The 18,615-nt window shown below is 73.5% G+C and carries 17 protein-coding genes and 1 riboswitch; of the genes, 15 read left to right on the top strand and 2 right to left on the bottom strand.

Annotated elements, in window-relative coordinates; genetic code table 11:
- Positions 1–190: 190 nt before the first annotated feature.
- Positions 191–1,015, top strand: coding sequence for a proteasome subunit beta (prcB, locus tag FRANEAN1_RS23825; protein ID WP_020462363.1), 825 nt, complete (start codon positions 191–193; stop codon positions 1,013–1,015).
- A gap of 1 nt (position 1,016) precedes the next feature.
- Complete coding sequence (prcA, locus tag FRANEAN1_RS23820) at positions 1,017–1,742, top strand: proteasome subunit alpha (RefSeq protein ID WP_041254697.1); 726 nt, start codon at positions 1,017–1,019, stop codon at positions 1,740–1,742.
- A 249-nt stretch (positions 1,743–1,991) separates the two neighbouring features.
- Here the strand turns inward: prcA and FRANEAN1_RS23815 are convergent, their stop codons facing one another.
- Positions 1,992–2,867: a class I SAM-dependent methyltransferase gene (locus FRANEAN1_RS23815; protein WP_198145356.1), complete on the bottom strand. Its 876-nt coding sequence runs from the start codon at positions 2,865–2,867 to the stop codon at positions 1,992–1,994.
- 179 nt (positions 2,868–3,046) lie between these two features.
- Positions 3,047–3,802: a dienelactone hydrolase family protein gene (locus tag FRANEAN1_RS23810; RefSeq protein WP_041256462.1), complete on the bottom strand. Its 756-nt coding sequence runs from the start codon at positions 3,800–3,802 to the stop codon at positions 3,047–3,049.
- 237 nt (positions 3,803–4,039) lie between these two features.
- Between FRANEAN1_RS23810 and FRANEAN1_RS23805 the strand changes: the two genes are divergently transcribed.
- From FRANEAN1_RS23805 to FRANEAN1_RS23745, 13 genes are all read left to right on the top strand, one after another.
- A complete protein-coding gene (locus FRANEAN1_RS23805) occupies positions 4,040–5,206 on the top strand; it encodes an ABC transporter permease (RefSeq protein ID WP_020462359.1) in 1,167 nt (388 codons plus the stop codon).
- A gap of 10 nt (positions 5,207–5,216) precedes the next feature.
- The gene (gene pafA / locus FRANEAN1_RS23800; RefSeq protein WP_018499881.1) at positions 5,217–6,575 is read left to right on the top strand and encodes a Pup--protein ligase; all 1,359 of its coding nucleotides are present in this window, start codon (positions 5,217–5,219) and stop codon (positions 6,573–6,575) included.
- Positions 6,576–6,735: 160 nt separating this feature from the next.
- Positions 6,736–7,368 (top strand): FKBP-type peptidyl-prolyl cis-trans isomerase, encoded by a 633-nt coding sequence (locus tag FRANEAN1_RS23795; RefSeq protein WP_020462358.1) that lies wholly within the window; start codon positions 6,736–6,738, stop codon positions 7,366–7,368.
- Between the two features lie 121 nt (positions 7,369–7,489).
- Positions 7,490–8,674, top strand: coding sequence for a WYL domain-containing protein (locus FRANEAN1_RS23790; protein WP_083788316.1), 1,185 nt, complete (start codon positions 7,490–7,492; stop codon positions 8,672–8,674).
- A complete protein-coding gene (locus FRANEAN1_RS23785; RefSeq protein ID WP_020462356.1) occupies positions 8,671–9,636 on the top strand; it encodes a WYL domain-containing protein in 966 nt (321 codons plus the stop codon). The genes FRANEAN1_RS23790 and FRANEAN1_RS23785 overlap by 4 nt, the downstream gene beginning before the upstream one ends.
- Positions 9,633–9,857, top strand: coding sequence for a hypothetical protein (locus tag FRANEAN1_RS23780; protein WP_020462355.1), 225 nt, complete (start codon positions 9,633–9,635; stop codon positions 9,855–9,857). The genes FRANEAN1_RS23785 and FRANEAN1_RS23780 overlap by 4 nt, the downstream gene beginning before the upstream one ends.
- A 215-nt stretch (positions 9,858–10,072) precedes the next feature.
- Positions 10,073–10,369 (top strand): Sec-independent protein translocase subunit TatA, encoded by a 297-nt coding sequence (gene tatA / locus FRANEAN1_RS23775; protein ID WP_020462354.1) that lies wholly within the window; start codon positions 10,073–10,075, stop codon positions 10,367–10,369.
- Positions 10,370–10,663: 294 nt separating this feature from the next.
- Positions 10,664–11,674: a twin-arginine translocase subunit TatC gene (tatC, locus tag FRANEAN1_RS23770; RefSeq protein ID WP_020462353.1), complete on the top strand. Its 1,011-nt coding sequence runs from the start codon at positions 10,664–10,666 to the stop codon at positions 11,672–11,674.
- Between the two features lie 51 nt (positions 11,675–11,725).
- Positions 11,726–14,698 (top strand): DEAD/DEAH box helicase, encoded by a 2,973-nt coding sequence (locus FRANEAN1_RS23765; protein ID WP_020462352.1) that lies wholly within the window; start codon positions 11,726–11,728, stop codon positions 14,696–14,698.
- Positions 14,699–14,807: 109 nt separating this feature from the next.
- A riboswitch (cobalamin riboswitch) is annotated at positions 14,808–14,883 on the top strand.
- Between the two features lie 53 nt (positions 14,884–14,936).
- Positions 14,937–15,179: a CbtB-domain containing protein gene (locus tag FRANEAN1_RS23760; RefSeq protein ID WP_020462351.1), complete on the top strand. Its 243-nt coding sequence runs from the start codon at positions 14,937–14,939 to the stop codon at positions 15,177–15,179.
- A gap of 49 nt (positions 15,180–15,228) precedes the next feature.
- Positions 15,229–16,029: a CbtA family protein gene (locus FRANEAN1_RS23755; protein ID WP_020462350.1), complete on the top strand. Its 801-nt coding sequence runs from the start codon at positions 15,229–15,231 to the stop codon at positions 16,027–16,029.
- Positions 16,026–17,024, top strand: coding sequence for a cobalamin biosynthesis protein (locus FRANEAN1_RS23750; protein WP_020462349.1), 999 nt, complete (start codon positions 16,026–16,028; stop codon positions 17,022–17,024). The genes FRANEAN1_RS23755 and FRANEAN1_RS23750 overlap by 4 nt, the downstream gene beginning before the upstream one ends.
- The gene (locus tag FRANEAN1_RS23745; RefSeq protein WP_020462348.1) at positions 17,021–18,547 is read left to right on the top strand and encodes a cobyric acid synthase; all 1,527 of its coding nucleotides are present in this window, start codon (positions 17,021–17,023) and stop codon (positions 18,545–18,547) included. The genes FRANEAN1_RS23750 and FRANEAN1_RS23745 overlap by 4 nt, the downstream gene beginning before the upstream one ends.
- Positions 18,548–18,615 lie beyond the last annotated feature (68 nt).

The raw sequence follows: 18,615 nt of genomic DNA, 5'->3' as shown, positions 1-18,615 counted from the left end.
CCGCGGCGGTGCGCCCGGGACCGCGGCCTGGGACCCCGCGACTTGGGACCGCGACTTGGGACGGAGCGGGACCACGGCCACCCTGCCGGCCCGGCACGTGGCATGTTGTGCATCACCCGGAGCCTTGGGCTGGGCCGCCTCGGACCATCCTGGGCCGCCGGCTCACGATCGACTATCTGAAGGGGGATGCGTGCCCGATCCAACGGGTGTCGCCGGGCGTCTACCGGCTGTGTTCATGACACCGGGAACGTCGTCGTTCACCGATTTCCTGTCCGTCGCGGCTCCGGACCTGCTTCCGGGCGCCCGGGGCCCGCTGCCCGCTCCGGTGACCGATGCGGCTCACGGCACCACCATCGTGGCCGTGGCGTTCCCCGGTGGCGTGATCATGGCCGGCGACCGCCGCGCGACGCAGGGGCACATGATCGCCCAGCGTGACGTCGAGAAGGTCCACCACGCGGACGAGTTCTCCTGCGTCGGCTACGCCGGCACGGCCGGTGTGGGCGCCGAGCTGATCCGTCTGTTCCAGGTCGAGCTCGAGCACTACGAGAAGATCGAGGGCTCCACGCTGAGCCTGGACGCGAAGGCCAACCGGCTCGCGTTCATGGTCAAGGGGAACCTGGGCATGGCGATGCAGGGCCTTGCGGTCATCCCGCTGTTCGCCGGCTTCGACACCGAGACCGGCGAGGGACGGATCTTCTCCTACGACATCGCCGCGGCGAAGTCCGAGGAGCGCACCTACGAGTCGATCGGGTCGGGCTCGGTCTTCGCCCGCGGCTCGCTGAAGAAGCGCTATCGGGCCAACCACAGCCAGGACGACGCGATCCGGATCAGCGTCGAGGCTCTCTACGACGCCGCCGACGACGACTCGGCGACCGGTGGGCCGGACCTCATCCGCAAGCTGTACCCGATCGTCGCCTCGGTGACCGTCGACGGATACCGTCGCCTCACCGATGACGAGGTCGGCCCGGTGGTCGACTCGATCATCGCCGACCGCGCGCAGAACTCAGGAGGCTGACGTGACCATGCCGTTCGGCTACGCAAGTCCCGAACAGCAGGTCCGGGACAAGTCCGAGTACGCGCGCAAGGGCATCGCGCGCGGCCGGAGCGTGGTCGTCCTCACCTACGTCGACGGCATCCTGTTCGTCGCCGAGAACCCGTCGACGACCCTGCACAAGATCAGCGAGATGTACGACCGCATCGGCTTCGCCGCGGTGGGGAAGTACAACGAGTTCGAGAACCTCCGCACGGCCGGCATCCGGATCATGGACACCCGCGGCTACATGTACGACCGGCGGGATGTCACGAGCCGGGCGCTCGCGAACGCCTACGCGCAGACCCTCGGCGCGATCTTCACTGAGAGCATCAAGCCCTACGAGGTGGAGATCGTCGTCGCCGAGGTGGGGCACACCGCCGCGGATGACCAGATCTTCCGTCTCACCTACGACGGCTCGATCGCCGACGAGCGTGGCTTCATCGCGATCGGCGGTCAGTCCGAGCAGGTGCTGACCTCCCTGCGGGAGCACCACACGGAGGGCCAGCCGCTCGCCACCGCGCTGCGCGTGGCGGTGGACGCGCTCACCGCCGGCGCGCCGCCCGGGGCGCAGAACGGGGAGCGCACGCTGACGGCCGGGAACCTCGAGGTCGCGATGCTCGACCGGAAGCGCTCCCGGCGGTTGTTCAAGCGGATCGTCGGCAGCCAGCTCGACGGACTGCTCGAGGAGACCGCTCCGTCCGCGTCCTGACGAGCCGGATCGGGAGTCTCCGCCGGCCGAGGTGCCTTCTCGGCCGGCACGGCTTGGCTTCGGATCCGATCCGTGGCCGTTCCGCAGGGCTCACACAGCCGCGGAACGGCCACGGATCGCCCGCCTGGCACGATCACGACCTGCCGGTCTGGGAATCCTGGCAGCCAGCCACGTGCGGTGCAGCGCGGGCAGCCGGGGGCCTTGACGCCGTCCGGTGGCCATATCCGCGGCGGCCACACCCGGCGCCGATCAGTCCCGCCGCGGGCGGAGGACGAACCCCAGGTAGCCATAGTCGGCACCGTGGGCCCGGCGGAGCGTGATCTCGGCCCGGCAGGCGTCCAGGGCGGCTCGGTCGTCCGCCGTCGCGGTACCGGCCCGTTCCGCCCGGTCGAGCCGGGCGGTCAACGGGTCGTAGTACTCCGCCCACCAGTCGCTGTCCGGCTGTTCGAAGGCCGCGACCACCTCGTAGCCCGCCGCGCGGGCCATGTCCGCCGTCGCCTCGGCCGAGCGCAGGGGGTAGGCGGCGTCCCAGAACTCCTTCACCGGGGGCGCCGGGTCGTCGACCGTCCAGACCGGTTCGGACACGACGAGGGTCCCCGCTGGTGCCAGCAGCCGCCGCCATGCCCGCAGCGCGGCGGCGAAGCCCATGATGTACGCCGAGCCCTCCGACCAGACGAGGTCGAAGGCGCTGTCCGGGCAGGGCAGATCGGTCATCGACGCGACGACGGGCCGGATCCGGTCGCGCGTCCCCGCGGCCGTGGCCGAGTGCGCCAACTGGGTCAGGAACGGGCGGTGCAGGTCGACCGCGACGACGTCCGCGCCGGCGGCCTGGGCGAGCACGAGCGCCGCCCGGCCCGGCCCGCATCCGATGTCGAGCGCGCGCGGTCGGTGCGGCAGCGGGCCGGCGAGCTCCAGCAGCCGCCGGGTCGTCGCGTCCGACCCGGCGGACTGGCGTGGCAGCCCTTCGTGCAGCGCCCAGAACATCCGGGTGATCTCTCCGGCGGCGTCCGTGTCGTCGGGCTCGCCGACGCCGTCCACCGGATGGGGCGCGGTCGGGGTGCCCGGCCGGTCCGGTCCGCTCCGCCCGGCACCGGTCGGTGCCTCCGCCGCCTGCGGTCGGCCCACGCGGGCCACCTCCCGGGTGGTCATGGCGACCGGGCGACGCCGTGCGCGGTCGACCGGGCCTGATCCGTTCGAGTCGGCGGGACGGTACATCACCGGCGGGCCGGCCACCAACGGGTTTCTCCACCTCGCCCGCCGAACACGCCGGGGCGTCCGCCCGCCGCGGGGACGGGCGGTTGTGGTCAGGAGGGGCGTACGCGCCTGTCGAGGAAGGCGAGGGTGCGCTGCCACGCGTCGGCCGCCGGCCCGGGGCGGTGTACGGCGGATCGGTCGTGGCTGTGGAAGGCGTGGCCGGCGCCCGGGTAGCTGACGAGTTCCGTCGGCTGCCCCGAACGGGCGGCGGCGGCCCGCAGGCCGGTGACATCCGCCATGGGGATCATCGTGTCCTCCTCGCCGTAGAGACCCAGCCAGGGCCCGCGCAGCGACGGCGCGACCTCGAGCAGCGCCGGGACGCCCGGCCACGCCGGCGAGCTGACGGCTCCGCCGTAGAACGACACGGCCCCGGCCAGCGGCGTCCGCGTCGCGGTGAACAGCGCGACGGTGCCGCCCATGCAGAAGCCCACGATCGCGGTCTGCCCCGGCCCGAACCCGGCGTCGGCCAGGTGCCCCACGCAGTCGTCGACGTCGGCGGAGATCCCGGCGCCGGTCAGCGTCGCCATCTGCGGCAGCGCACCGGCCCACGAATCCGCCGGGTCGACCTCGGCGATGCCGTCCCGGTGGTAGAGGTGCGGCGCGATCGTCAGGTAGCCCGCCTCGGCGAGGTCGTCGCAGACGGACAGGAGGTAGCGGGTGATCCCGCGGGCGTCCTGGATCACGATGACGCCGCCCCGGGGCGGGTTGTCGGCGGCGGGCGCGATCACTGTCGCCGGGGTACGGCCGCGGGTGGACACGTCGGTCCGCAGGTGACGGGTTCGCTGCTCGTTCGTCTCGGCTGTCATGGCCGCCATCTTTCCCCCGGATTACCAGTCCCATCACCATCCGGGCCGAGCGCTCACGAGTCGGGTCACCTCCGGGTACCCGCGTGCCCGGGTGCCGGGTGCGGTGGGCGGTCTGGGCCGGACACGCCGCCTGCGGCCCGCCACCGCACCGTCGCACCGTGATCTGAGCGACGCTGCACGTCGCTCACCTTCAGTGTCTGAATGGCGACGGATCCCAGTGATCGTAGTGGAGGGCCGATGGATCTGACGGCGGAACACGGGCGCTGGCACCGCCTCCGAGCCGCGGCGGGCCGCGCCACCGGACCTGCGCGCCGCACGGCCGGACCTGCGCGCCGCACGGCGGTGACGGTCGTCGGGATGTCCGTCCTGCTCGGCCTCGTCGTCTGTCTCTACGGCTCCACGGTCACCTCGGTGCGTCCCCGTGGGCTTCCCGTGGTCGTCGCCGGCCAGCCGCAGGGCGCGAAGGCCCTCACGGAGGCGGTCGAACGGATGTCGCCGGGCGCCCTGCGTATCGGTGTCGTCCCGGACGCCGCCGCCGCCGACCGGGTGCTGCGCGACCGGAAGGCTTACGCCGCGTTCGTCATCACCGACGACGGGCTCGCGCTGCGCCTCGCGTCCGCGGCGAGCCCCGCCGTGGCCGAGGCGCTGGTCCGCGGAATGTCGGTGACGTTTCCCGATCTGCGGATCCCCGTCGTCGACGTCGTCCCCAACGCCTCCGCCGATCATCAGGGTGGCGGGGTGTCCGCCGGCTACCTGCCGCTGGTGCTGATCGCGGCGGCGGCGGGCGTGCTGCTGGCGCGCGCCGCCCGGACGAGGCAGGCCCGTCTCGGTGGCCTCGTCGGCTTCATGGTGGCCGCCGGGGTGGCCGGCACCCTGGCCCTCGGTGGGGGTCTCGACGTGCTGCCCGACACGTTCGGGAGCAGCGTGGTCGTCCTGGCGATGGTCGCCGGGGCCGTGGTGGCACCCGTCCTCGGGCTGGGCGCGGTGGCCGGGGGGCGCGGGCTCGTCGCGGCTGTCGGCGTGACCGTGCTCGGCGCGGCCCTCTCCGGCGCGTCGTCGGCGCCGGAGATGCTGCCGACGCCGTGGGGCGGCCTGGGTCAGCTGCTGCCGCCCGGAGCGGGGGTGACCCTGCTGCGGTCCACCCTGTACTTCGATGGTGCCGGTGGCGGGCGTGGGGCGGCCGTCCTGGCGATCTGGGCGGTCGCCGGGATCGCCCTGATCCTGCTCGGCCGGGAGCGCGCGGGCGGCGCCGGGACGATTCCGGCCGGGACGTCGGTTCCGAGCGAAGCCACCGCCGCGCCGGCGGCGGCCGCGGTCGCCGCCGGGCTGGTCGTGCGCCCCCGGGAGGCCACAGCTGAGACCAGCCCGAGCGTCTCCCCACGCGAAGGCGGGTTCCGAGCATAGGGTCGGTCTCGTGGATCGCCGCATCTTCGGGCTGGAGAACGAGTACGGCGTCACCTGCGTGTTCCGCGGGCAGCGAAGGCTGTCGCCGGACGAGGTGGCCCGTTACCTGTTCCGACGCGTCGTGTCCTGGGGCCGTAGCAGCAACGTGTTCCTCAAGAACGGCGCCCGGCTCTACCTGGACGTCGGCAGCCACCCGGAGTACGCCACCCCCGAGTGCGACTCCGTGCCCGATCTGGTGACGCACGACAAGGCGGGCGAGCGGATCCTCGAGGGCCTGCTCGTCGAGGCGGAGCGCCGGCTGCGCGAAGAGGGCATCGCCGGGGACATCCACCTGTTCAAGAACAACACCGACTCGGCGGGGAACAGCTACGGCTGCCACGAGAACTACCTCGTGGGGCGGCACGGCGAGTTCAGCCGCCTGGCGGACGTGCTGGTCCCGTTCCTGGTCAGCCGGCAGATCCTGTGCGGCGCGGGCAAGGTCCTTCAGACCCCGCGCGGGGCGGTGTACTGCATCTCCCAGCGCGCCGAGCACATCTGGGAGTCGGTGTCGTCGGCGACGACCCGCTCGCGTCCGATCATCAACACCCGCGACGAGCCGCACGCGGACGCCGAGCGCTTCCGTCGGCTGCACGTCATCGTCGGTGACTCGAACATGAGCGAGACGACGATGCTGCTCAAGCTGGGCTCCACCGACCTGGTGCTCCGCATGATCGAGGCGGGGGTCGTCCTGCGCGACATGTCGCTGGAGAACCCGATCCGGGCGATCCGCGAGGTGTCCCACGACATGACCTGCCAGCGCCGGATCAAGCTGGCGAACGGCCGTGAGGTGAGCGCGCTGGACATCCAGCGCGAGTACTACTCGAAGGCGGTCGAGTTCGTCGAGCGGCGCGGCGGGGACGCCGTGGCGAAGCGGGTGCTCGACCTGTGGGGCCGCACCCTGCTCGCGATCGAGACCGAGGACCTGGAGCTGGTCGCCCGGGAGATCGACTGGGTCACCAAGTTCGTCCTCATCGACCGCTTCCGGCTCAAGCACGGGCTGTCGCTGGCGTCGCCGCGGGTGGCCGAGCTCGACCTGAAGTACCACGACATCCACCGTGACCGCGGGCTCTACTACCGGATGGAGCGGGCCGGCCTGGTCGAGCGGGTCACCCGCGACCTCGACATCTTCGAGGCGAAGTCGGTGCCGCCGCAGACCACCCGGGCCCGGCTGCGCGGGGAGTTCATCAAGCGGGCGCAGGAGAAGCGGCGCGACTTCACCGTCGACTGGGTGCACCTCAAGCTCAACGACCAGGCCCAGCGCACGGTGCTGTGCAAGGACCCGTTCCGGTCGGTGGACGACCGCGTCGACAAGCTGATCGCGAGCATGTAGGCCGCGCCGGCCCGGCCGGCCGGTGTCGTGCCGAAGCACGGAGGCTTGTCCTCTACAGTCTGACTCCACAGGTTCAGGCAGCTCGAGCGCGTGGCGCCGGCCGGCGGCCCCGCGTGCCGTGGCGGCGGTGCCGCGCAGTATCCAGAGGATCTTTGCTTCCGTGATCTCTTCGCTTCGTGGTGTCATCGCCCGCCGCCGTCACCGGCTGGCCGCCCTCGCCCTCCCCGCCGTCCTGCTGGTGCCGCTCGCCGCGTGCAGCTCGTCGGACACGCCCGACGGGACGGCCGCCGCGCCGGTCCCGTCCGCCGCGCAGGACGCCGGCGCGCGGGCGGGCGGCCCGCCGGCCGTCGAGAATGCCGTGGACCTCACCCAGAAGCCCGTAGCCGCGGCGGGCAAGGGCCTGGCCCCGACCGACCTGGTCACCCAGGATCTGGTGACCGGTGAGGGCGCGGCGGCCAGCGCGACGAGCACCGTCCAGATCCAGTACGTCGGCACCATCTGGAAGACCGGCAAGGAGTTCGACTCGAGCTGGGAGCGGGGCGCCCCGGACACCTTCTCCCTGCTGCGGACGGTCCCCGGCTTCGGCCAGGGCATCGACGGGATGAAGGCGGGCGGCCGCCGGCTGATCGTGATCCCGCCGGAGCTCGGCTACGGGCCGATGGGCGGCCAGCCGCCGATAATCATGGCTGATGACTCGCTGGTGTTCATCGTCGACCTGCTCGAGGTCGTGCCGGCCGGCGCCGAAGAGGGCACGTCGCAGGGCACGGCCGATCCGGGGACCGGGTCTCTCTGACGCGTCGCGTCGCCGCCCCGGCCGGGCAAGCCCTGGCCGGGGCCACGACGGTCCTCGCCGCCCCGCGGCGGCGGCGGGGCGGTTACCACGTTGACGTCGAGTGCGGCTAGCCTCATCCGATGTGTCCCGCCGACGGCTGGAGCGCCTGCTCAACCTGACGATGTGCCTGATGGCGACATCGCGGTTCCTCACCGTGTCCCAGATCGGGGAGATGGTGGAGGGGTACGACCCGGGGGAGTCGGAGGAGGCGCAGGAGGCCTACCGGCGCATGTTCGAGCGCGACAAGCAGTACCTGCGCGAGCTCGGTATCCCGGTCGAGACCGGCCAGGATTCAGCGTTCAGCGACGAGCTCGGCTACCGCATCCGCCGCGGCGACTACGCGCTCGGGGAGATCTCCCTCGACCCGGACGAGTTCGCGGCGCTCGCGCTGGCCGCCTCGCTGTGGTCGAGCGCGACCCTCGCCGCCCCGGCCGCGAGCGCGCTGCGCAAACTGGCAGCCGCCGGTGCCCCGGTGCGCCCCGCCGGGCTGGGCGGGGCCGATCTCCTGGCGGGACCCTCCTCGGCGCTCGGGCCCGGCGGGTTCGAGGGCTTCGAGCCGCGGGTCGACACGGCCGAGCCGGCCTTCGAGGCGGTACTCGCCGCCGTCCAGGCCGGCCGGGTGGTGCGCTTCCCCTACCGCCGTCCCGGGCAGACCGAGGACACCGAGCGGCACGTGCAGCCGTGGGGGGTGCTGTCCTGGCGGGGCCGCTGGTACCTGGTCGGGCACGACCTGCGGCGGGCCGCGCCACGGGTGTTCCGGCTCTCCAGGGTGACCGGCGGAGTGCGTGCGGTCGGCCCGCCCGGCGCGTTCACCGTCCCCCCCGATGTGGACCTGCGGGCGATGATCTCCTTGACGGAGCCGCCCGAGCACATCCGCAGCGCGTTGCTGCGGGTCCGGCGCGGGTGCGGGCACGCGCTGCGCCGCCGGGCCCGCCCGGCGGAGGCGCCGGGTCCTGACCTGCCCATGAGCCCGGTGCCGGACACCGACCTGCTGAGCGTCGACTTCTCCGACGTGGAGCGGTTCGCCCACTGGATCGTCGGCTACGGGCCTGACGTGACCGTCCTCGGTCCCGCAGACCTGCGCGCCGAGGTCATCCGCCGGCTGCGGGCCACCCTGGAAGCCACGGCGCCCGAACGCGGCACCCGGCCCGCCGGAGCCACGTCCACCGACGGTGCTCCCGGTAGCGACGGTGCTCCCGGTAGCGATGTGCCGGGCGGCGAGCACGGCGGGCGGGCCGGATGGCTGGCGAGGACCGGGCCGCGGTGAGCGGCTCCACCGACCGTTTCAGCAGGCTGCTGGCCCTCGTGCCCTGGCTGCGTGCTCATCCCGGCGTGTCACTCGAGGCCGCGGCCGCGGAGTTCGACGTCACGGTGCGCCAGCTGCGCGACGACCTCGACCTGCTGTTCGTCTGCGGGCTGCCCGGCGGCGCGCCCGGCGACCTCATCGACGTCAGCTACTCCGGCGACCAGGTCACCGTCGTTGACCCCCAGACGCTCGACCGCCCGCTGCGGCTGTCGGCGGACGAGGCCACCGCGCTGCTCGTCGCCGCCCGGGCGCTCACCGACGTCCCCGGCCTGGCCGGGCGCGAGGCGCTCGATCAGGCACTGCGCAAGGTCGAGGACGCCGTCGGCAACGAGCCGGCCGGGCATGTGCGTGTCGCGCTCGACACCCACGACGAGGTGCTCGCCATCCTGCAGGGGGCGATCAGGGACCGCCGGCGCGTCCGGTTGCGTTACCTGGTGTGGTCGCGGGACGAGATGACGGTGCGCGACGTCGACCCGATGCGGGTGCTCGTCCGGGACGGGCACTGGTACCTCGAGGGATGGTGCCACCGGGCGTCGGCGGTGCGGCTGTTCCGGCTCGACCGCATCGACGGCCGCGGTGGGGCCGTCGTCCTGGACGTCGTCGCGCAGCCGCCGCCGACCGCGACGCCGCGCGACACCGCGGACGGCGTGTACCGGCCGGGGCCGGACGACATCCCGGTGCGCCTCGACCTGGAGCCGCAGGCCCGCTGGGTCGTCGACTACTACCCTGTCTCCGACGTGTGTGAGCTGCCCGACGGGGGAGTGTCGGTGCTGCTGCGGGTCTCCGAGCTGTCGTGGCTGAACCGGCTGGTCCTGGGCCTGGGTGCGCAGGTGCGGCGGGTCGAGCCGGCCTCGGTGGCCGCGCGGGTCCACGAGCTGGCCGATCGTGCCCTCGCCGCCTACGCCGAGGAGCCCATAGGGTGACCGGTGTGCTGCTGCTGTTCGCTCACCTCGTGCTCACCGTCGGTTCGCTCGGCGTGCTCGTGCTGTGCGCGCTGCGCCTGTGGGGCAAGGTCCGCGCGACGAAGAACGCCGCGATGGACCTCAAGGACCACGCGGCCGAGCTGGCCACGAAGGCCGCGGAGCTGGCGGGGCGGCTGGAGTCGACCGAGGTCTCCAGCCGGCTCGCGAGCCGGGCCAGCTGACCTGCTGACCGGCTGCGCGGTGGGAGCGCCTTCGGGCCGGACGTGAACCGGACGACAGTCGCCATCCGATGTGGTGAGATAGCCGATCATCTCCACGTTGCGTACACGTCACCTGTGGGATACCCGGTTACGGTCTATCCCCTCCTAGGCTGACCGACGTAGCATCGATCGCGCACCGGTCTCCCGACCGGACCGGCAATCGGAGGACGCCTGCCATGCCAAACCTGGGCACGACCGAGATCATCATCATCGCGCTGGTTGTTCTGGTGCTCTTCGGCTCGAAGAAACTGCCAGACGCGGCGCGTTCCTTCGGCCGGTCGCTGCGCATCTTCAAGGCGGAGACGAAGGGCCTGCGCGACGACGACGCGAGCGCCGCTCCGGCCGCTCCGGCCGCCCCGGCTCCGGCCGCGCAGCCCGTCGCCCCGCTTCCGATCGAGAGCCGCCCGGCCGCTCCGGCCGCGACCAGCCCGTCGGTCAACGGCGTGGCGCCGGTCGACGCCGAGCGCCGCTGACCGTCCCAACACGGCCCGGGCAGTTGCCCCGGGCCGGCTGACCTGCGGCGGATCGTTCTCCACCGCGGGTCGACAGGCCTTCCGCGGGCGGGTCACGTCCGTCGCTGACGGCGGTCAGGTGCTCGGGCGCGGCGCGCGCCCGACCGCTGTCGGGGTCGGCTGCGCTCCCGTCCCGAGTACCCGGCGGGGGCACGGCCATGATTGTGGGCCGTTCGCCCACCGCCTGTATTCATCGTCCCGTCAAGTCGATCGTCCCGATCGAGTGCCGTCCACATCGAGCAGGAGCCTCAGCCCGTGCCACGGTTGCCCAACCCGCGCAGGCTCGCCACGTCTGTGCACCATCGGCGCACACGCACGGTCGAGGACAGTCGGATGCCCCTCACCGAGCACCTGCGCGAGCTGCGGAACCGGCTGGCCAAGGCGCTGATCGCCTTCGCCGTCGCCACGATCGTCTGCTTCATCGTCGAGCCGAATATTTTCCAGTGGCTGATCGATCCGTACTGCGCCCTACCCGCGGACAAGCGCGGTGACTTCAGCAGCGGCGACGGTTCGTGCCGGCTCTACTTCTTCGGCATTCTCGACGCCTTCACGATCCGGCTGAAGATTTCGATGATCTCCGGGGCGGTGTTCTCGGCACCGGTCTGGCTCTACCAGCTCTGGTCCTTCATCACACCCGGCCTGCACCGCCACGAGCGCCGGTGGTCGCTGACGTTCGTCTGCTCGTCGCTGGTGCTCTTCGCCGCCGGTGGCTTCTTCGCCTACATCACGCTCGAGACCGGCCTGAACTTCCTGCTCGGCTTCGGCGGCGACGGCCTCGTCAGCATCCTCGACGGCAGCAAGTACCTCAGCTACGTCATCGCGATGCTGCTCGTGTTCGGGCTGTCGTTCGAGGTGCCGCTGCTGGTCACGATGCTGAACCTCGCCGGTCTCGTCACCACGGCGAAGCTGCGGTCCTGGCGGCGGGCCGAGATCTTCCTCGTGTTCGTGTTCGCGGCGGTGGTGACGCCCAGCCAGGACCCGTTCACCATGCTCGCGCTGGGCCTGCCGATGGTCATCCTCTACGAGGTGGCGCTGATCATCGGTTGGCTCAACGACCGGCGCAAGGCCCGCCGGGGGGACACGTCCCCCTACGCCGGCCTGGGCGACGACGAGACCTCCTCCCTCGACTTCGACGAGTCCGCGGGTGAGCGGGTCCCCCCGGCGCCGCGTACCGCCGACCCGCGGGCTACCGCGCAGGGCGACGCGGTCGCGGCCGGAGCCTCCGGCGCCGCGACGGCCGACGGCTCCCACGGCGACATCACCTGACCGGCACAACCCGGGTCCTGCGCTGCTCCCGGGCAGCGTAGGGTGAGCTTCGTGTCCTCCGCGCCCGGAGCCGTCGAGGAGTTCGCGGCCCGGTACCCGTTCGGGCTCGACCCGTTCCAGTCCGAGGCAGTCGCGGCGCTCGCGCAGGGCGAGGGTGTCCTCGTCGCCGCCCCGACGGGCGCCGGCAAGACCGTCGTGGGTGAGTTCGCCGCCCACCTGGCGCTCGCGACCGGCACACGTTGCTTCTACACCACCCCGATCAAGGCCCTGTCCAACCAGAAGTACGCCGACCTGGTCGCCCGGTACGGCGCGGCCTCGATCGGCCTGCTGACTGGCGACACCTCGCGCAACGGGGACGCTCCGGTGGTCGTGATGACCACCGAGGTCCTGCGCAACATGCTCTACACCGAGGCCGCGGGCAGCGCCCGGCTGGACTCCCTCGGCTACGTCGTGATGGACGAGGTCCACTACCTCGCCGATCGCCAGCGCGGAGCCGTCTGGGAAGAGGTGATCATTCACCTGCCCCAGCACGTGCGGCTCGTCTCGCTGTCGGCGACGGTCAGCAACGCGGAGGAGTTCGCCGAGTGGCTGGTCACCGTCCGCGGGCACACCCGGGTGATCGTCAGTGAGCACCGCCCGGTGCCGCTGTTCCAGCACGTCCTCGCGGACCGGACGCTGCACGACCTGTTCGTCGACCAGCCGTCCGGGCTGGATCCGGGCGTCCCGGCGTTCTCGCGTCGCGGCCCGGGGCCGAACGGGCGGGGCGCTGCCCCAGGGTCCGTCGGGGGCGCCACCCCGGGCAGCCGGCCCGGCGCCCGTGCCGCTGAAGCCCGTGCCGGTGATATCGCCGGTGCTGGTGCGGCGGCCGGGGGGCGGGCGGTCAACCCGGACCTGCTCCGGCTCGCCCGGGAGGAGTCCCGCGCGGTGTACGAGCGCGGCCGCGGGCCCCGGTCGTCGCGGCCGGGCCGGCCCGGCGCCGGGAACGGGGCCGGGAACGGGCGGCGCCGCTCCGGGCCGCCGAACCGGCCCGACGTCATCGTCCGGCTGGACCGTGCCGGCCTGCTGCCCGCGATCCTGTTCGTCTTCAGCCGGGTCGGCTGCGACGCCGCGGTGGCGTCCTGCATCCAGGCGGGTCTGCGGCTGACGTCCCCCGACGAGCAGCGCGAGATCCGGGAACACGTCCGGGCCCGGACAGCGGGAGTGCCCCAGGCCGACCTAGCCGTCCTGGGCTACTGGCAGTGGCTCGAAGGGCTGGAGCGGGGTATCGCCGCGCACCACGCAGGCATGCTCCCCACCTTCAAGGAGGTGGTGGAGGAGCTGTTCGTGCGTGGGCTCGTCCGCGCGGTGTTCGCCACCGAGACCCTGGCGCTCGGGATCAACATGCCCGCGCGCACCGTCGTCCTGGAACGGCTCACCAAGTTCAACGGCCAGACCCGCGCGGACATCACGCCCGGCGAGTACACGCAGCTCACCGGGCGGGCCGGGCGGCGCGGGATCGACGTCGAGGGCCACGCCGTCGTGCTGTGGCAGCCCGGGCTGGACCCGCTCGCCCTCGCCGGCCTGGCCTCGACCCGGACCTATCCGCTGAAGTCGTCGTTCCGGCCGTCCTACAACATGGCTGTCAACCTCGTCGGCCGCCTCGGCGCCGAGCGCGCGCGCACCGTCCTGGAGTCGTCGTTCGCCCAGTTCCAGGCGGACAAGGCCGTCGTCGGCATCGCCCGCGCGGTGCGCCGTAACCAGACGGCGATCGAGGAGCTGACCGCCGCCCTCGAATGCGACCGCGGCTCGGTCACCGAGTACGACGGGCTGCGCCGCCAGATCCGGGAGCGCGAGGCCGACCTGTCCCGCGCGGGGACGGTGCGCCGCCAGTCCGAGGTCGCCGCGGCGCTGGCGAAGCTGCGCAGCGGCGACGTGGTGCGCGTGCCGGTCGGGCGGCGCGGCGGGCTTGTCGTGGTGCTCGACGCCGGTGTCGACGGGGGCTCGGCGGAAGGGCCGCGCCCCGTCGTCCTCACCGAGGACCGCCAGGTCCGGCGCCTGTCCATGATTGATTTTCCGGTGGCCGTCGAGCCGCTGGCCCGGGTCCGTATCCCGAAGTCGTTCAACCCCCGCTCGCCGCAGGCGCGCCGCGACCTCGCCTCGTCGCTGCGCAACATCCGGCTGCCGGAGGAGCCCGGCCGCCGCGAGCGGGCGCGTTCGCTGGCCGCGGACGACGCCGAGCTGGCCCGGCTGCGCCGCGCGATGCGGGCCCATCCCGTCCACGACTGCCCGGAGCGGGAGGCGCACCTGCGCTCGGCGGAACGCATCGACCGCCTGCGCCGCGAGACAGCCGGGCTCGAGCGCAAGGTCGAGGGGCGGACGAACACGGTGGCCCGGACCTTCGACCGGGTCCGCGACACGCTCGCCGAGCTCGGTTACCTGGCCGTCGGCGGCGACTCCGTCACCGACGCGGGCGCGATGCTGGCGCGCATCTACACCGAGCAGGACCTGCAGGTCGCGGAATGCCTGCGCACGGGAGTGTGGGAGGGGCTGACCCCACCCGCGCTGGCCGCCGCGGTCTCGACGCTGGTCTTCGAGCCACGCGGTGACGACATCGCCGCGCCGACGATCCCCGGTGGGGGCGCGCTGCGCGACGCGCTCGCGGACATGGCGGGTGTCTACACCCGGCTGGGCGCCGCGGAGGACCATCACCGGCTCGGGTTCCTGCGCCCGCCCGACCTCGGCTTCGTCGCGGTCGCGCACGGCTGGGCCTGCGGGCGCGGGCTGGAGAAGGTCCTCGAGGACGCCGGCGCGGACCTGACGGCCGGGGACTTCGTCCGCTGGATGCGCCAGCTCATCGACCTGCTGGACCAGATCGCGCAGGTCGCCCCGGTCTACGCGGCGAAGACGTCCGCCGGGCCGGCCTCGGGTGGGCCCACGGCGCAGGAGCGCGCCGGCACCGACGGGATCCTCGGCGTCGGCCGGGCCGCCCGGGCTGCGATAGACGCGATCCGCCGCGGCGTGGTCGCCTACTCGATGTCCGTGTGAGACCGGCACGACCTGCCGGGCGGTGGGCGGGGATGTGACAGGCGAAACTCGCTGTTGACGGTTCCTTAAGGAACCTCGTAGCCTGTCGAAGCTAGTCGTGATGTTGACAGGAAGCCGGTGAGATACCGGCACGGCCGCGCCACTGTGACCGCTGGAGCATTCCGTTTCCAGTCCGGAAGTCAGACCCGTTTCATCACGAATCCACCAGCCGGACGCGTGATCCCTGGGAGGTCTTCGCATGCCCGACTCCGCCGCTTCTTCGCCCGCCGCCACGCCGCTCGCCGGCGGTACCGCTCGTCCCCTGCCGTTGCCTCTTCCGCTGCGCGACATCGTCCCGTGGGCGGTGCTCGTCGGCGCGCTGATGCTGCTGGGCATCTACTTCGTCGGTTCCGAGGAGGGGGCGTTCTCCCTCATCGGCGGAACCTGGGTGCACGAGTTCGTGCACGACGGCCGACACCTGCTGGGCTTCCCCTGCCACTGACCGCCTGTCCCGGAGGATTCTCTCCGGCCTACGGCGGAGGCCGTTTTACATGATGCGCAGGCTGCTTGTCTTTGGCATGCTCGCAGGTTTCTTCGCCGGTCTGCTGGCTTTCGGGTTCGCGTCGATCACCGGCGAGCCCCAGGTGGACGCCTCGATCGCCATCGAGGAGGCGTCGGCGCCCCCGCCGGCTCCCGGTGAGCACGCCGAGGAGGAGGTCGTCTCCCGGAGCACCCAGAAGGGTCTGGGTCTCGCGGTCGCGACCGGGGTGTACGGCATCGCGATCGGTGGGCTGTTCGCGATCGCGTGCGCGGTCGCCTACGGCCGCATCGGCACCGGCGGGATGCGGCCCACCGCCGCGGTGGTCGCGGTGGTCGGTTTCGTCGCGGTGGCCGTGGTGCCGTTCCTGAAGTACCCGGCGAACCCGCCGGCGGTCGGCAACCCGGACACGATCGACCGCCGGACCGGCCTCTACGTCGTCATGGTCCTGGTGGCGGTGCTCGCCGCGCTCATCGCGGCCCAGGCCGGGCGCCTGGTGTCGGCCCGTCTCGGCACCTGGAACGCCGCGCTCGCGGCGGCGGCGGTGTTCGCCGTGCTGGTGACCGTGGCCGCGGTCGTCATGCCGGTGATCAACGAGGTGCCGGCGTCCTTCCCGGCCGAGCTGCTGTGGCGGTTCCGGCTGGCCTCGCTGGGCACCCAGGCGGTGCTGTGGGCGACGCTCGGACTGGTGTTCGGGCCCCTCGCCCACCGGGTGCTGAGCCCGGCGCCGGCACCGGCGCGCCAGGCCGGCACCGTCGCCCGCGCGGACGAGACCCGCGCCTCCAGCCAGGCCACGGCGCCGTCGGCCGGGTGAGCCGCGCCCGCACGGTGGGGCTCGTCCTCGGCGCGGCCCTCGACGCGGTGCTCGCCGACCCTGCCCGCGGCCATCCCGTGGCCGGTTTCGGGCGGGTCGCCGGCGGCCTCGAGCGGGCCGTCCACCGTGACAGCCGGCTGGTCGGCGCGGCGTACGCCACGGTCCTCGTCGCCGGCACGGGCGCCGCGGCCGCCGGCGCGGAACGGGCGCTGGCCGGCCGGCACCCGGGACGGCGGGCCGCGCTGGCCCGCGCGGGCCTGACCGCCGCCACGACCTGGACGGTGCTCGGCGGCACCTCGCTGCGGCGCCAGGGCCGGGCCCTCGGCGGCGAGCTGGAACGCCGCGACCTGCGCGCGGCCCGGACGCGGCTGCCGTCGCTGTGCGGGCGGGACCCGTCGGCCCTCGACGCCGGCGGGCTCGCGCGTGCCGGGGTGGAGTCGGTGGCGGAGAACACCTCGGACGCCGTCGTCGCCCCGCTGCTGTGGGGGGCCGTCGCCGGGCTGCCCGGGCTGGTGGCCTACCGCGCGGCGAACACCCTCGACGCGATGGTCGGCTACCGCGACGCCCGGCACGGCCGGTTCGGCTGGGCCGTGGCCCGGACCGACGACGCGGCGAACCTGCTGCCGGCCCGGATGTGCGCGCTGCTCACCTGCGCCTGCGCCCCGGTCGTCGGCGGTTCCCCGGCGGAGGCGTTCCGGGTGATGCGCCGCGACGGCCGATCGCATCCGAGCCCGAACGCGGGCGTGGTCGAGGCCGCGTTCGCCGGTGCGCTCGGCCTGCGTCTCGGTGGTGAGCTGCGGTACCCGCACGGGGTCGAGCACCGTCCCGAGCTGGGGTCCGGGCGTCCGGCCGAAGCCGGCGACCTGGCGGCGGCGGCCCGTCTTTCCGGCGCGGTCAGCGCGGCCTCGGTCGTGGTGTGCGCCGGTGCGGTCGCCGCCCTCGACACGTTGCGGGCGCGCCGGGCGGGCTCCCGCGGCCCGCGGGAGGCGGGATGACGCGCCCGGCCGCGGGCGGGGCACTGCTGGTGGCGGGAACCGCCTCGGACGCGGGTAAGAGCGTCCTGACCGCCGGCCTGTGCCGCTGGCTGGCCCGCGAAGGGGTGCGTGTCGCGCCGTTCAAGGCCCAGAACATGGCGCTGAACTCGGTGGTCACCGCCGACGGCGCCGAGATCGGGCGGGCGCAGGCGATGCAGGCCGCCGCGGCCGGGGTGGAGCCCGAAGCCGCCATGAACCCGGTGCTGCTCAAACCGGGATCGGACCGGCACAGCCAGCTTGTCGTGCTCGGCCGTCCCGTCGCCGAGGTCGACGCGCTCGGGTACCGGCCGCACAAGGAGCGCCTGCTGGGCATCGTCCTGGACTGTCTCGCTGACCTGCGCGGCCGCTTTGACGCGGTGATCTGCGAGGGCGCCGGGTCACCGGCCGAGATCAACCTGCGCGCGACCGACATCGCCAACATGGGCCTGGCCCGGGCGGCGAACCTGCCCGTCCTCGTGGTCGGCGACATCGACCGGGGTGGCGTGTTCGCCGCGCTGTTCGGCACGCTCGCCCTGCTCGACCGGGCCGACCAGACCCACATCGCCGGTTGGGTGATCAACCGGTTCCGGGGCGACGCGCGGCTGCTCGAACCCGGGCTGCGTCAGCTCGAGGGCCTCACCGGACGTCCCGTCCTCGGCGTGCTGCCGTGGCTGCCCGGCCTGTGGCTGGACGTCGAGGACTCCCTGGACCTGCGCTCCCACCCCGACCCCGAGGCGGACGGGTCGGGCGCGGCCGACACCGGCCCGGACCGGCTGCGTGTCGCCGTCGTCCGCTTCCCCCGGCTGTCCAACATCACCGACCTGGACGCCCTGCGCGCCGAGCCGGGGGTCTCCGTGCGGCTCGCCACCACCCCCGACGAGATCGCCGACGTCGACCTGGTCGTGCTGCCCGGGACCCGTGCCACCGTCTCCGACCTGGCGTGGCTGCGCCGCCGCGGCCTGGCCGGCGCCCTCGCCGCGCGCGCCACCGCCGGCCTGCCGATCCTCGGCATCTGCGGCGGATACCAGATGCTCGGGGTGCGCATCGAGGACGAGATCGAGTCGGGTGCCGGCGAGGTGCCGGGGCTCGGCCTGCTGCCGCTGGTCACCCGCTTCGCCGCCGACAAGGTCCTCGGCCGCCGCCACGGCGTCAGCGCCGACGGGCATCCGGTCACCGGCTACGAGATCCGCCACGGCCGGCCGGCAGCCGACGACTCCCTGGAGCCGTTCGCGGTGGACGGGGTGCGCCGCGGCGGCGTGTACGGCACGAGCTGGCACGGCCTGCTGGAGAACGACGAGTTCCGGCGGGCGTTCCTCACCGGGGTGGCGGCGACCGCCGGCCGTTCGTTCCGCCCCGCCGTCACCTGCTTCGCCGACGTCCGGGCGCGCCGCCTGGACGCCCTCGGCGACCTGGTCGCCGACCATCTCGACATCGCCACGGTGCGCGCACTGCTCGACCGCGGCGCGCCCGCCGGCCTGCCCTTCGTCCCCCCGGGAGCACCCTGAATGCCGAACACACCGCCGGGCGGCGTCCCGGCCGAGCCGGTGCTGGCCGCTGACCCGGTGCTGGCCCT

Origin of the sequence: Parafrankia sp. EAN1pec (assembly GCF_000018005.1) — a bacterium.
GTDB lineage: Bacteria > Actinomycetota > Actinomycetes > Frankiales > Frankiaceae > Parafrankia > Parafrankia soli.
Note: the sequence above shows the minus strand (reverse complement) of the source record. Positions and strands in the feature narration are given on the sequence as shown.

Excerpts from the sequence above, each read along its gene's own strand:
- FRANEAN1_RS23810 (WP_041256462.1), bottom strand. The coding sequence starts at position 3,802 with ATGACAGCCGAGACGAACGAGCAGCGAACCCGTCACCTGCGGACCGAC.
- FRANEAN1_RS23805 (WP_020462359.1), top strand. The coding sequence starts at position 4,040 with ATGGATCTGACGGCGGAACACGGGCGCTGGCACCGCCTCCGAGCCGCG.
- tatA (WP_020462354.1), top strand. The coding sequence starts at position 10,073 with ATGCCAAACCTGGGCACGACCGAGATCATCATCATCGCGCTGGTTGTT.
- FRANEAN1_RS23760 (WP_020462351.1), top strand. The coding sequence starts at position 14,937 with ATGCCCGACTCCGCCGCTTCTTCGCCCGCCGCCACGCCGCTCGCCGGC.
- FRANEAN1_RS23755 (WP_020462350.1), top strand. The coding sequence starts at position 15,229 with ATGATGCGCAGGCTGCTTGTCTTTGGCATGCTCGCAGGTTTCTTCGCC.
- FRANEAN1_RS23745 (WP_020462348.1), top strand. The coding sequence starts at position 17,021 with ATGACGCGCCCGGCCGCGGGCGGGGCACTGCTGGTGGCGGGAACCGCC.